This is a genomic window from Caulobacter sp. FV2ye17ST, assembly GCF_058680955.1.
This window is the reverse complement of sequence record NZ_CM178727.1, coordinates 2016843-2029880: the sequence shown is the minus strand read 5'-3', so window position 1 is coordinate 2029880 and position 13038 is coordinate 2016843. Positions and strand designations below refer to the sequence as shown.

The 13038-nt window shown below is 64.2% G+C and carries 10 protein-coding genes; 1 reads left to right on the top strand and 9 read right to left on the bottom strand.

All coding sequences use genetic code 11. The features are described 5' to 3' along the window. The first annotated feature begins 98 nt into the window (after nucleotides 1-98). Nucleotides 99-1337 (top strand): Na+/H+ antiporter NhaA, encoded by a 1239-nt coding sequence (gene nhaA / locus ACW17V_RS09850; protein ID WP_492108635.1) that lies wholly within the window; start codon nucleotides 99-101, stop codon nucleotides 1335-1337. Between the two features lie 3 nt (nucleotides 1338-1340). Here the strand turns inward: nhaA and ACW17V_RS09845 are convergent, their stop codons facing one another. The 9 genes from ACW17V_RS09845 to acs all read right to left on the bottom strand — a co-directional run bounded on the left by ACW17V_RS09845 (nucleotide 1341) and on the right by acs (nucleotide 12453). Then, nucleotides 1341-1706 carry a hypothetical protein gene (locus tag ACW17V_RS09845; RefSeq protein ID WP_492108634.1) on the bottom strand — a complete coding sequence of 122 codons (366 nt, stop codon included), beginning with the start codon at nucleotides 1704-1706 and terminating at the stop codon, nucleotides 1341-1343. A gap of 65 nt (nucleotides 1707-1771) precedes the next feature. Then, complete coding sequence (locus ACW17V_RS09840; RefSeq protein ID WP_492108633.1) at nucleotides 1772-2125, bottom strand: DUF6768 family protein; 354 nt, start codon at nucleotides 2123-2125, stop codon at nucleotides 1772-1774. Further along, nucleotides 2118-2687, bottom strand: coding sequence for an RNA polymerase sigma factor (locus ACW17V_RS09835; RefSeq protein ID WP_492108632.1), 570 nt, complete (start codon nucleotides 2685-2687; stop codon nucleotides 2118-2120). The genes ACW17V_RS09840 and ACW17V_RS09835 overlap by 8 nt, the downstream gene beginning before the upstream one ends. Before the next feature lie 510 nt (nucleotides 2688-3197). Continuing rightward, nucleotides 3198-5327, bottom strand: a complete 2130-nt coding sequence (locus ACW17V_RS09830) for a TonB-dependent receptor (RefSeq protein WP_492108631.1) — start codon at nucleotides 5325-5327, stop codon at nucleotides 3198-3200. Between the two features lie 391 nt (nucleotides 5328-5718). Further along, entirely contained in the window at nucleotides 5719-6756 is a 1038-nt protein-coding gene (locus ACW17V_RS09825; protein WP_492108630.1) for a LacI family DNA-binding transcriptional regulator, read from the bottom strand. Nucleotides 6757-6871: 115 nt separating this feature from the next. Continuing rightward, nucleotides 6872-8221 (bottom strand): neutral/alkaline non-lysosomal ceramidase N-terminal domain-containing protein, encoded by a 1350-nt coding sequence (locus tag ACW17V_RS09820; protein ID WP_492108629.1) that lies wholly within the window; start codon nucleotides 8219-8221, stop codon nucleotides 6872-6874. A gap of 48 nt (nucleotides 8222-8269) precedes the next feature. Then, entirely contained in the window at nucleotides 8270-9214 is a 945-nt protein-coding gene (locus ACW17V_RS09815) for an ROK family protein (protein WP_492108628.1), read from the bottom strand. Nucleotides 9215-9216: 2 nt separating this feature from the next. Further along, a complete protein-coding gene (locus ACW17V_RS09810; protein WP_492108627.1) occupies nucleotides 9217-10374 on the bottom strand; it encodes a glycoside hydrolase family 68 protein in 1158 nt (385 codons plus the stop codon). A gap of 129 nt (nucleotides 10375-10503) precedes the next feature. Next, nucleotides 10504-12453 carry an acetate--CoA ligase gene (gene acs, locus ACW17V_RS09805; protein ID WP_492108626.1) on the bottom strand — a complete coding sequence of 650 codons (1950 nt, stop codon included), beginning with the start codon at nucleotides 12451-12453 and terminating at the stop codon, nucleotides 10504-10506. Nucleotides 12454-13038: the final 585 nt, after the last annotated feature.

The window sequence follows — 13038 nt, the reverse complement described above, 5'->3', positions numbered from 1 at the left end:
AACTTGGCCGCGCGACCACGAGAGGCCTTCAGCCTGACTCGCGGGTCCAGTCGCCCCCAGGCCGCGCTCGCGCGCAAAGCCGTCAAAGACGAGTCCGCATGACCCGAGCCTCATCCCGGTCCCGTCCGCTCTCAGCGCTGCGCGCCTTCCTGCATCACGAAGCCTCGGGCGGTTACGTGCTGATGGCCACAGCCGCCTTGGCCTTGGTGGTGGCCAATTCGCCTTTGTCAGAGGCTTATTTCGCTGCACTTAAAACCGAGTTCGGTTTCGCAATCGGCGCCTTCCATCTGAGCGAGAGCCTACTCCACTGGATCAATGATGGCCTGATGGCCGTGTTCTTCCTGCTTGTCGGGCTAGAGATCAAGCGCGAGGTCCTTGATGGTCAGCTGTCCAAGCCTTCGCGCGTGATCCTGCCTGGCGTCGCCGCGTTGGGCGGCATTCTCGTGCCTGCTCTGATCTACCTGGCCTTTAACGCCGCTTCGCCGGCCCGCCGTGACGGTTGGGCCATTCCCTCGGCCACTGACATCGCCTTCGCGCTCGGCGTCCTGGCGCTGCTGGGCCCCCGCGTGCCGGGCTCGCTGAAGATCTTCCTGACGGCGATCGCCATCATGGACGACTTGGCCGCCATCGTAATCATCGCGCTGTTTTACACCGCCCAGCTGCACCTGGCCTATCTGGCCGCCGCCGGTGGCGTCATCTTCGCCTTGCTGATCTTCAATCGCCTCAAAGTCATGACGCTCTGGCCCTATCTGATCGGCGGCCTCATCCTATGGTGGCTTGTGTTGGAATCGGGCGTTCACGCCACCTTGGCGGGCGTCGCCTTGGCGATGCTGATCCCCCTGCGCAAGAGCCCCGCAGCCCCCGATCACGCCGCTTCTCCGCTGCACCGGCTCGAACACGCCCTGCACAAGCCCGTAGCCTTCTTGATCGTGCCGCTGTTCGGCTTCGCCAATGCCGGCCTGTCCTTCTCGGGGATCTCGCCGGCCGCGCTCCTCGACCCAGTGCCGCTAGGCGTGGCGCTGGGCCTATTCGTCGGCAAGCAGCTCGGCGTCTTCCTGACGGCTGCCGCGATCGTGCGTCTCGGCTGGGCCGACATGCCCCGGGACGCCTCCACGGCGCAGCTCTATGGCGTAGCCGTGCTCTGCGGCATTGGCTTCACCATGAGCCTGTTCATCGGCAATCTGGCTTTCAGTGATCCCCTTCTGATCGACGAGACCAAGATCGGTGTGCTGGTCGGATCGCTGGCCTCCGCCCTGCTTGGCGTGACCATCCTGCGGCTCTGTAAGCCCTGCTCGCCTGCGGCCGCTGATCGCGACGAGGATTACGCGCGGGGCTGAAGCCTATGCGCCCTTGCGGGCCTTCCAGAGCGCCGCCGCCTGCGAAGGCTTGCCCTTCAGCAAACTCGCCGCCGCCAGGCCGGCCAGGAAGGCTGCGGTCGGGTGGGCGTGAAGCGCGTCGAGAACCCTCTGATCCAGGGGCGGCTGGCGCGTTCTGTGCCGATGCGACTTCTGCAACAACGACCACACTGCCACGACGCCCGCCGCGATGGCCGCGACGATGACATACGCCCAGGCCGCCCCTACCCACTGTGTCAGGAAAGCGAAGATCGCCATCGCGCCGGCGACGGCGGCGATCGCCGCCGCCATCACCAAGCCCGCTCCCGCCATCAAGCGAGAGATGAGCCTATCGACGAAATCATCGAACATCGGGTTCTCCTGAACAGCCAGAAGACCAACGCGCGCGACTGGATTTGGTCGCTCCGAGCCTGCGGTCAGCTTCTCGTCGCCGCAATCCGCAATTCGATCCGCTTGAGCGCCTGGAGCTGTCGCTGGGCGTGCATCGCGGGCCATAGGGCCAGCTTGATCATCAGCGACATGGTCACCAGCACGGCCGCAGGCAGTCCCCAGCGCATGGCCAGGAGCGGGTCGGTCGCCTGGAAGAAGTTCCAACCGGCCCAGGCCCCGGCGACGAACAGAAGGGTCTGCGCCGCGAGGAGCACCCTCGCCATCCACCCCGACCGTGCGGACAGCAGGGCCGCAAGTTGATCCAGGTCGCCGGGTTCCTCCCCTATGCGTCGCAGCAGGGCGTCTTCTTCGTCCTTCAGGGCCTTGTCGATGTCAGTCATGATGATCTCCTTCCAGAACGGCGCGCAGGGCGCGCCGGGCGTGCATGAGGCGGGTCTTGATCGTGCCCGCCGGGGCGTCGAGCGCGATGGCGATTTCGGCCACGCTCAGGTCTTCGACATAGAACAGCGCCAGAGCCGCCCTCTGGTGCGGGGGCAGACTTCTGATGGCGGCCTGCAGGCGGGGCGTGGCGATCTCTGGCGGCTCGGTCGGGCCGCCACCGGGGTCATCCCTTAGGGCGCCGGACAGGGCGCGATCGCCCTGCAACGCCCGGATGCTTCGCGCGCAGCGGCGCGACACGATCTGATAGGCCCAAGCCGGAAACGCCGCCTCGTCCTTCAGGCGGGGAAGACCGCGAGCGATATCGATCCAGCTGGACTGAACGACATCCTTGGCGAGTTCCTCATCGCCGGTCAGCCGCCAGGCATGGGCCACCAGTCGGCGATGATAGCGACGCGCCAGCAAGTCGGCCGCGCGCCGGTCGCCTGCCTGGGCGGAGACGACGAGGTAGCCGTCGAGAAGCCGACTGGCGGCGAAGCGCTGATCTGAAGCTTGGCGGGTCATTGATTGTAAGGTGGCGCCCAGCCCTAGAACGGTTCAATCACACCGCAAGATCAGTTAGCGCCTGGCCCGTCGGGCCCGCAACGCAGCGCCTTCTTTGGTGTGCTCAAGGCGAGCCGCGCCAACCGTCCCGGGTTCTAGGCGCGAGCGGGATCCTGGCCCGTCACGTGGCCGCGACGACAAGCCTCGCCGCCAGCGCCGGGCCGTTCTGACGCCAGTAGCTGCCCTTGGGACCTCGCTGGCATCCTGACATTCATCTGCCTGCACGCAGCGGCTCAATCCTAGCTCTGACTTGGCAATGCGACGGAAGGCTGGGACTTTTTCATCTAGCAAGTTCTACGTGTGCAGGCGCGGCGGAGAACTCCCAACCTGGATACTCTGAAACGGTTTAGACGCTAACTGCGGGTCACGATCAGCGCAAAAAGCCCGCCTTTTTTGTGGCGGGCTTTTCTCCGGCAGATACAGCGTCGTTGGCTCCAGTCCAACGACGCCGCACTGCTGTAGCTTTCGCGACTATTGTGAACTCACGCGCAGTCGGAAGCCCACGGTTCGAGGCGTCGGACCGGAGCCCGACAAGGGTCCCTCGGTGCCGACGAAGGTCGGGCCGCGCTCGTCGGCCAGGTTGTTGCCGACAAACGCCAGCTCCCAGTTGTCGCGTCGAACGCCGATCGTCGTGCTGAGCTGGTCGTAGGGACGCGTGGGGAACCCATTGGTCTGCAGCCGGTCGCCGCTGTGGCTTAACGCCAGATTGCTAAACCCTTCCAGGCCGTAGGGAAGATCGCGGCTATAGTTGACGTCAAAGCGGTAGTTTCGATCCAGCGTATTGAGCAGCCGCGAACCCGGCCGCAGCAGAGGCTGCGCAGCCGCCACGACAGCATTGACGGTGTCATATTTGCTGTCGTTGAAATTGCCGACGAACCCAAGCCGCAGGCCTGCGATCGGCGTTCGCCATTGAACTTCCAGGTCAACGCCTTTGGTGGTCGCGTCGCCGAAGTTGGCGAAGCCATTGACCCCCTGGATACCGCCAGTGACCGAGGTTTGAAGATTGGTGTATTGAAGCTGATACAGGTTAAGCCCGAGCGTCCAAGCCCGGTTATCGCTGCGCCACTTGGCGCCAAACTCATAGTTCTTCGATTCTTCAGGCTCCAACGCCACCGTGGCTGGTACGCCCGCCAGCACCAACGATTCGACCTGTACGCGAGACTGCACGATTCCAGGCCGGAAGCCCGTAGCCGCCGAGACGAACATCGTCAGGTTGTCGCTGGGCAGATAGGCAAGGTTGAGCCGCCAGGTGTTGACGTCCGCCTTGGTGGGAACGGAAGAGTTTCCGTCGGCGAACGAACGGTCGTCGTGATAGGTTCGCACCCCGACCAACGGCACGAGCTTCCCGTCGAACAGATCATAGCTGACCTCTCCGAAAAACGCGTAGTTCTTGGTCAGCGTATTGTTGTTGGCATTGATGTTCACGCCCGGTCGAATGAGCGCGTTGACCTGCGGACCCTCGCCATCCTGATACGAAGCCCCCGCGACCCAGTGCAGAGGGCCGTCGGTGGTGGAATTCACGCGAACTTCCTGCGCGAACATCTTGGGTATGAACTGGCTTGAGAACGACCCAGCTGGCGACAGGGGGATGTGAATTCCGAAATCCCCTTCCAGGTTGCTGGTCGCGCTGGTGATGGAGAAGCCGTCCAAGTCGACCTTGGCCGCCAGGCTCCACAGCTTGAAGTCACCGTTTGAAAAACCCTGCTGACCCGCGGTGTTCTGGAAATAGGGAGGTTTGACCGAGGCGGTGAAGCCCGTAAAATCCTGGCGCGGCCGGAAATTCCAGTACTGGGCTCTGATCTCGACATTGTCGCGCGGACGGAACAAGGCCACGACGCGCAAATCGTCGTTCTTGGCTTTGTTGACGCCCTTCTCGTCGGGCGTGCCGTCGAAAGGACCATAGTAGGCGTCCGCCCACCCGGCGTCACGTGAAGAGCCACCGCTGACACGGACAGCAAGGCGATCCTTGATCAGCGGAATCGAAATCGCGCCCGAAGCACCATAGTTTAGACCGTCGGCGCCGACCGTGTCGGAAGCCTCGGTTTCGATGGAATATTCCAGCTCATTGAGGTTCGGATCACGCGTGTGGAAAATGAACACGCCGCCCGACGAGCCCTGGCCATAGAGCGTCCCCTGAGGACCCCGCAGGACCTCCACGCGGTCCATGTCGATAAATCGCACCGGCGGCGCAATGCCGAAGTTGGTCACGATAAATGGGACATCATCGAGATAGTAGCCGAGCGGCGAGTCGCCGTTCTGGGTGACGCTGCCCCGGAGATTGTAGAAGCGAGAGCCCACCGACTGGCGGAATCCCTCAAAGGCGCCCGGTATGGTCGAAACGAGGTCACCGACGCTGCCGATATTGCGCGCCTTCAGCTCCTCGCCCGAAAAGGCCTGGATAGCCATGGGGACGGTCTGGAGTGTCTGCCCTCCGGTTTTCGACGCGGTAACGACGACTTCCTGAACCGAGCTCGTCTGGCCCTCGACGCCTTGCCGGGTATCCTGCGCGGCCCCCGCCGCCTGACGCGCCTGAGCGATACTCCACGGCGCGCACATCGCCAGGGCCGCGGCGCTCACCGCCAGCCATTTCCGATCTTTCATCCCTGTTTCTCCCCTAACGTCTGAGCGCGTTTTGTCGCTCCTCCCCCGCTCATCTGGTGGCGGGGGTTACGCCTCAGCCCTTTTGATATTTGCTTGCTGGCGACGAGGGAACATTGGCCCGCAAACGATTGCCGGTCAACCAAAGTCTAAGATTTCGGGCTCCCTCGACGTAGAAGGTCGCTTTTCGGCTGAATGATCGGCCCTCCAGACCTGCCACCCCGATTTCGGCCCGCCTCCAGGCTCAGTCAGCCGAAGAATAGACAATCGATTGCTGATCCACCTTGGAGCTTCAACACCGAAAGGCGGCCTCCAAGGCGCAATCCCGCCGGAGCGGGTCAGGCCAGAGCAATTGAAAAAGCCGCCGAGCCAGCGGCACGGGGTTTGCGCCGTTCTAAGCGAACGCGATGTCGGCTGCGGTCGAGGCGCGCGGGGTGAGGGTCGGTGTCAGCAGGACCGACTCGGCGGCGTCGCCGCGCATCAACGCAAACAAGGTCTCGACGAGGGCATCAGCGCCCTTGCCCAGATCCTGGCGGATCGATGTCAGGGGCGGCAGGGTGTGGCGCGCAATCTCAAGGTCATCAAACCCGACCACCTTAACATCGGCAGGCACAGAGCGGCCATGATCGGCAAGAGCCTGAATGGTCATCATGGCGATGGTGTCGGAGGCCGCGAAAATGCCGTCGAGGCGATCGGCGATGCCCAGGTAGTCGGAGATTGTCGCCAACGCCATGTCTGGAACGAAATGAACCGGCAGAAGGGCTCCCGCCACGCCTTCGCCAGCGCCCTTCAGCGTTTCGCGAAAGCCTCGCAGACGCTCCTCGACCTCGGGAACGGTCGGATCGCCGAAAAAGGCCAGCTTGCGACACCCTTGAGCCAGTAGATGCTCTGTCGCGAGCTGACCGCCCAGTCGGTTGTCGCAGCCGACGGTGCGGTAGGCGTGTCCCTCGATCTGAGCGCCCCAAACGACCATCGGGGCATAAGATCGGGCGATCTGGTCGAGCACCAGCGCCTGGTCTGACTGTCCGATAACAATGATCCCGTCGACCCGACCAGACTGCGCAATGCGGTCCAGCCATTCAACATCACTGGGCACAACGCGGCTGAGCAGGACATCGTAGCCATGGTCGGCCAATCGGTCGGCCACGTGGCTGATAAGGGTCATGAAAAAGGGATCGGAGAGATGCTGGGTCCGCTCGTGTCCGAGAGGAACCACCACACCGATCGCCCCCGTCCGGCCCATCCTCAAATTGCGCGCGGTGGTGCTGGGCTTGAACTGAAGATCAGCGGCCAGCTTTTGAATACGCTCACGCGTCGCCGCTGACAGATGGCCCGCACCCGAAAGAGCGCGCGAAACCGTCGCGGTCGACACGCCGGCGATCTTTGCCAACTCCTGGATATTCTGAGGTCGGGCGCCGCTCAGTTTGGGCACGGGCCGTTTCTTGGGGGGCAAGGCAACCTCAATCAAAGACGCATAGGCGAACTCAGCGGACGCCAATGACGCCATTTCGTCAAGGTCGCCCCGCCAAGTCTCGCCAGAGGCAAGTTCAGTTCATTTCAGAGGCCTGCTCCAGATCCAGCAGACCTTCGATGATCGCGGTCTCGGCGCACCCAGGCTTGAGCCTGGAGGAGACGACCTCAAACGTATTCTGGCCGAAGGCCTCGTCATGAGGGATATAGCCGGATGGGGCCATCCCGTTGGTCAGGGTCGCCATCATCGTGCGGGCCGATCCGCTTCTGGCCTTGTAGCGCTGGGCAATAGGGTTGAACACCTCGGCGTTGACGCCGCCGATCTGGATGGCGCCGATCTTCAGGAGGCTCAGACGGATCGGCACATCAGGCCCGTCGGTATAGACGCCGGGATAGCCGGCCCGGCCCGTATTGGTGCGCACGCGCCCCGGACAGGTCACCGTCTTGGACGCGCCGAAAATTCGCGGATTGGCTTCAGGTCGATCCAGGACGTCGCGCCCCACCCGCAGAACCTCTTCGCCGAGCATCTGGCCCATCGAGTCGACCATCTGGCGTTGCTGGGCGATCAAGCGGGCGACCTGCGGATCCTTCCTGTTGAGACCCTGACCGCCGGGCGGCATGGCGTTGCTGATGTCTTCGCCGCGCTTGGCGTAGTCGGCAATGCGGATGTTTCGCAGGTCATAGGTCTGCTGGAAGAAGATCGGGTTCTGATCGCCCGCCGCGCCTTCGCTCCAGAGCGCCACGGCATCCCCGCCCAGCGCGCCCTCTATATAGCGCGATGAGGCGCCGGGAATGTCACCGCTCACCTGGTCAAGCTGACCGCTAACCACCGCGTGGACGGCGTAGTTGTAGTAAACCGCGATGGGCTGGCCGGACGCCGAGACAATGTTCACCACCGCAACCGTCTTGTCGGAGGGACCCTCGTAATTTGGCCCCTCCCACCACCGGCGGGTCTTGGGGTCGACGATGTTGCGGTTGATATTGATGTAGGAGACACCCTCTCCGTAGGCGATCGTGGCCGGCTGTAGCTTGCCCGCGGCCTCGCGCAGGGCGGCCAGGATTTTCTCGTCCAGCTGGGGAAGGCCGCGCGGAACGCTGTGGGTATGGGTCGCGGTGAGCACCAGGTTCGCCGCAGGAATACCCAGAGCCTCGGCGCCCTGAACGACCCTGGCCCAGACAGGATCGGGCATGCCGCCGACATCCACTGACACCAGAGCCGCCTTTTGACCGCCCTGCTCAAGGACGGCGGCGCGCACATAGATCGGATCATTGATCCCGTCATAGTCCTTGGGAAGCTGGGCCTTGGTCGGGGTGATATCGACCTTGGCCGCCCCCGCGCTCAGCACGGGAGCCGTGGGCGCGCCGAGGGCCGGCGCCGCTTGCAGCGCCATCAACGATGTCGTCAGAACCAGAGCGGCGTACTTCACGTTTTCTCTCCCAGTTTTTGTTTTTTGTGGCGTTGATCAGACAATCGATTACGGCGCGAGGATCACCCTCTGCGCTGGCATCGTTTCAGGCTCGCCTCGCCGATTGAGGGCGCCGAGCGCCAGCGCGATCGCGCCCAGCGGTCCGGCATCCGCGCCCAAGGCCGGCGCAGCGATGATCTGCTCGACACTCAGCGGCGTGACGAACGGCAGGTAGGATCCCAACTGCTCGACGACCTGGGCGCGAACCCGTGTCAGAAGCGGGGGCCTGGCATTGGCGACGCCCCCGCCGACCAAAACCCGATCGGCCGAGGTGGTCAGCAGCAGGGCGCCGATGAGCTCGGCCAGGGTATGGACAACATGGGCCCACCGGGGATCCTCATCAGCGACTAGCGCGGGGTCGCCCTCGAACAGGCCCGCCAGGGCAGGCCCCGAAATCAGCCCCTCCACGCAATCCCCGTGGAACGGGCAAGCGCCGGCGAAGACATCGCCGGGCGCACGCCGTAGTTTCAGGTGCCCGATCTCCGGATGCATGGCGCCATGCACCGCACGGCCATCCACGACGAAGCCTCCGCCCACGCCGGTGCCCAGGGTCAGGTACCAGAGCGATCGCGCCTGAAGACCCGCGCCCCAGTCATACTCGGCCAAGGCGGCGCCGTTGACGTCGGTATCGATGGCCCACGGCCCCCGAAAGCCACGCGTCAGCGTCGACGCGACAGGTGCATGGCTCCAGCCGGGCTTTGGCGTGGCCAGCATGCAACCATGGTTTTGCTTCGAGGGATCAAGTTCTATCGGACCAAACGAGGCGATGCCCAGGGCGGCGACCGCATGCTCGCGCGCCCATCGCTCCACAGTCAGGGCCAAGGCGCCCAGGGTGGCGTCTGGCGTTGTGGTCGCCACGACATGGCGCTCAAGGATCCGCGACCCTGCAGCGAGAACCGCGATCGACTTGGTGCCGCCCAGCTCGACACCGGCGCAGAGGGGTTGGGTCTCCACCGCTAGGTTTCCAGGCCAGCGATGTCGCCCGCCAGGCGCAGCCGCAGGGTCGGAGCGAAGGTGGCGCCAAAGCGCCGAACGCCCTGCGCGTCGCGGCCGCGTCCCCAGTCGTCCACAAAACTGGCGACTGTCAGGTCGGGCAGCACCAGCCAGCTATAGGCCTGGCGCGGCGCTGCCTCGGGATTGGCAAAGACCAGTCCGTCACCGTTCAGCGGCCGCCACCCGCCGGCCAGACTGTTGGAGACCATGCCATAGAGCCCCGTCGGGGCATGCCTCATGTCGGGCGCAAAGACATGGGTCTGGGTTGACCAGAACATATAGTAGAGGCCGTCGGCCATCACGACATGCGGCCGCTCCAGTTCGTTATTGACCTCGGTCGCATCGATGAGCGGCGGCGCCAGTCGCCAGTCGCCTGCCCCACCCGACAGCGACACGGCGGCTCCGATCACGCCGTTGAACTCCGATTGCGTCCTGGCCGCCGAGCCCGCGAAGAACAGATAGTGGCGTCCATCCTTGGGGTCATGGAAATAGGCCGGATCACGGAAGGCCTTGATGGTCCCGATCACACCCACGCCGCCATCACTGGCCATGTAGTGCTCGGGGTCGCGCGCGACGATCTCCTGAAGGTCGCGCCAACGGGTCAGGGCCAGACCCGCGCTGCCCCCTTTGAGGGTGGCGCGAGCGCTGAAAAGTCTCTGCTCGAATGTCAGACTCGCCTCGCCATATCGGCCCGTGGCGGTGAAATACAGACTCAAGGTCTGCTGATCGTCCTCAAGCACCGCCGAACCCGACCATTCCCGGCTGCCTGGCGAAAAACCTTCCGGCATCGCCGGGCCCAGATGGGACCAGCCCCTGGCGTCATGCTGAAGCAGATGGATACGGGCATGTCCGTGCCGCGCGTCAGGATCATCGAACCGGGGCGCGCCCAGCGCCATCCACAGGGTCAGCCCGTCGCCGAAATCGACCGGCGCGCCGGCCCTGGTCTGCACAGGCCAGGCGTCCCAGATGTCCAGATCGGGTGCGATACGCATGACGTCGGCCTCGACGATCAGCGGAGCGTCGCACAGGCCGCGCTGGCCGATCAGCGCCACATGGGCCGCCTCCCAACGATCCTGGGACACACGCTGTTCGGCGAGCGCCGAGGGAAGAGGACTGGACATTCGTTCTCCTGGCCGGGCTGGAACAGGCCTGCCCCGACGGGCGCTGGTGTAAAATAAACGGGCTAGATTGGCAAACGATTGCCAATTGATCTTGAACGCTGTTTGGCAAGTTGCAAGCAATGAAGCCCGCTATCCAGATGCGCCCCTGGACACGCGTTGACCGATCAGCACGTCAACGACGGCCGGATCGGCGAGGGTTGAGATGTCGCCGAGGTTGGCCAGGTCGTTTTCCGCGATCTTGCGCAGGATGCGTCGCATGATCTTGCCCGACCGTGTCTTTGGCAGACCCGGAGCGAACTGGACGGCGTCAGGCGTCGCCAACGGCCCGATTTCCCGGCGCACCCACGCCACCAGAGCCTTGCTCAGGCCATCGGAGGGCGCGGTTCCGATATTGAGGGTGACATAGCAATAGATGCCCTGCCCCTTGATGTCGTGGGGCATACCAACGACCGCCGCTTCGGCGACTTCGGGATGGGCAACGAGGGCCGACTCGATCTCGGCGGTGCCCAGGCGGTGACCTGAGACGTTGATGACGTCGTCCAGCCGCCCTGTAATCCAGTAGTAGCCATCAGCGTCGCGGCGGCACCCGTCCCCGGTGAAGTAGGCCCCGGGATAGGTCGAAAAATAGGTCTGGAAGAACCGGTCCGGATCGCCATAGACGCTTCGCATCTGACCCGGCCAGCTGTCGATCAGGCACAGTGCGCCCTCGGCGGCGCCCTCCAGCGCCCTGCCCTGGATATCCATCAGACAGGGCTCCACACCCGGCAGTGGCCGGGCGGCTGACCCTGGCTTGAGTGGTGTTGCCCCGGGAAGCGGCGCGATGAGCACGCCTCCGGTCTCGGTCTGCCACCAGGTGTCGATGACAGGACACCGCCCTCGCCCGACAACCCGATGATACCAGTTCCAGGCCTCGGGATTGATGGGCTCTCCCACGGTGCCCAGCAGACGCAGAGAGGCCAGAGACGCGCCTCTGACCGGCGCTTCGCCCTCCCGCATCAGGGCGCGAATGGCCGTCGGCGCGGTATAGAAGATTTCAACGCGGTGCTTGTCGATGATGCGCCAGAAGCGCGAGGCGTCCGGATAGGCGGGCGTTCCCTCAAACATCACCGTCGTCGCGCCATTGGCCAGCGGTCCGTAGACGACATAGCTGTGCCCGGTGACCCAGCCGATGTCGGCCGTGCAGAAATAGACCTGACCCGGTCGATAATCGAAGACCGCTTCGTGAGTGTAGGCCGCCCAGACCAGATAGCCCCCGGTCGTATGCAGCACCCCCTTCGGCTTGCCGGTCGAGCCCGACGTATAGAGGATGAAAAGCGGATCCTCCGCGCTCATCGGTTCTGGCGGACAGTGGTCGTCAACCTTGGCGCGCTCAACCTCATAGGCAAAGTCGCGGCCCGGCAGCATGGCGATCGGCGCGCCTGTTCGGGTCGTGACGATCACCGCTCGGACATCGGGACAATCCAGAAGCGCCTGGTCAACATTGGCTTTCAGCGGCGTCGTACGTCCGCCCCGGACCCCTTCGTCTGTGGTGATCACCACCTGCGATCCACAGTCCTGAATCCGGCTGGCGAGGCTCTCCGGGGAAAAGCCGCCAAACACCACCGAATGGACCGCGCCGATCCGGGCGCAGGCCAGCATGGCGAAGGCCGCCTCTGGGATCATGGGCATATAGAGGGTGACACGGTCGCCCTTCTTGACGCCGTGCGCCTTGAGGACATTGGCAAAACGACAGACCTCGGCATGAGCCTGGGCATAGCTGATCAGCCTCTGCTGATCCGGCTCGTCGCCCTCAAAGATGATCGCGATGTCGTCAGCGCGATGTGGCAGGTGACGATCCAGGCAATTGACCGAGACGTTCAGCACGCCGTCGGCGAACCAGCGAATCCGGAAATCGGCCTCATGGAAGGAAACGTCCTTGATCTCGGCCGGGGCCTTGATCCAACTCAGCCGCCGCGACATCTGCTCCCAATAGGCCAGAGGATCCTGGCGGGCCCGCTGGACGGCGGCCTCATAGGCGGCGGCATCGACAAGGGCGTCCTGCGCCCATTCGCGCTGCACCGCGATTGCATCCAATGTCACTTCGCACTCCGGATCTTGGCGTCACGGGTAAGGTCTGCAAAAGGCCCCCCGCGAAAATCACGATGCAATCTTCGCGGGGGCAGGCACCTTGCAGGGGCGGTCATTTGGCCCGACGCAGACGCGCGCAGATCATGCGCGCGTGAGCGGGAGGCCTGAATCGAGGGGCCACCGATCGCTACGGGGTCAGGCCTGTCGGGGAAATTCCGAGGCGACAGGGTCACCGGCGAAGGGTGCAATCAGGAGCCACCTTTTGAAGCCTTACAGCGGAGCGATATCCGCCGAATCCCGGTCCTCACATGGCCGAGTGGCGGGGATGAACCTGGCGCCGGCGCCGGCGTGGCGATTGCAGCGCCGTCCAGGGCCTGCGGCATCCCACCGTGTTGCATTCTAGCCCTCCCCTTCGCTGCGTTCGCCGCAGTCCGTTGGCGATTTTTTAGGTTGCAGTCGCCGTGCGGCGCCGCAGGATAAAGCGGCGGTTCGCCACCGCTCCCTTCGCGCCTCCACCTCTTGAAGGCACCTTGGGAAGACATTTCATGCAATCGTTTGCCGGTCAATCCGGCAGCGCATTTTCGTCAGTGCATGTGT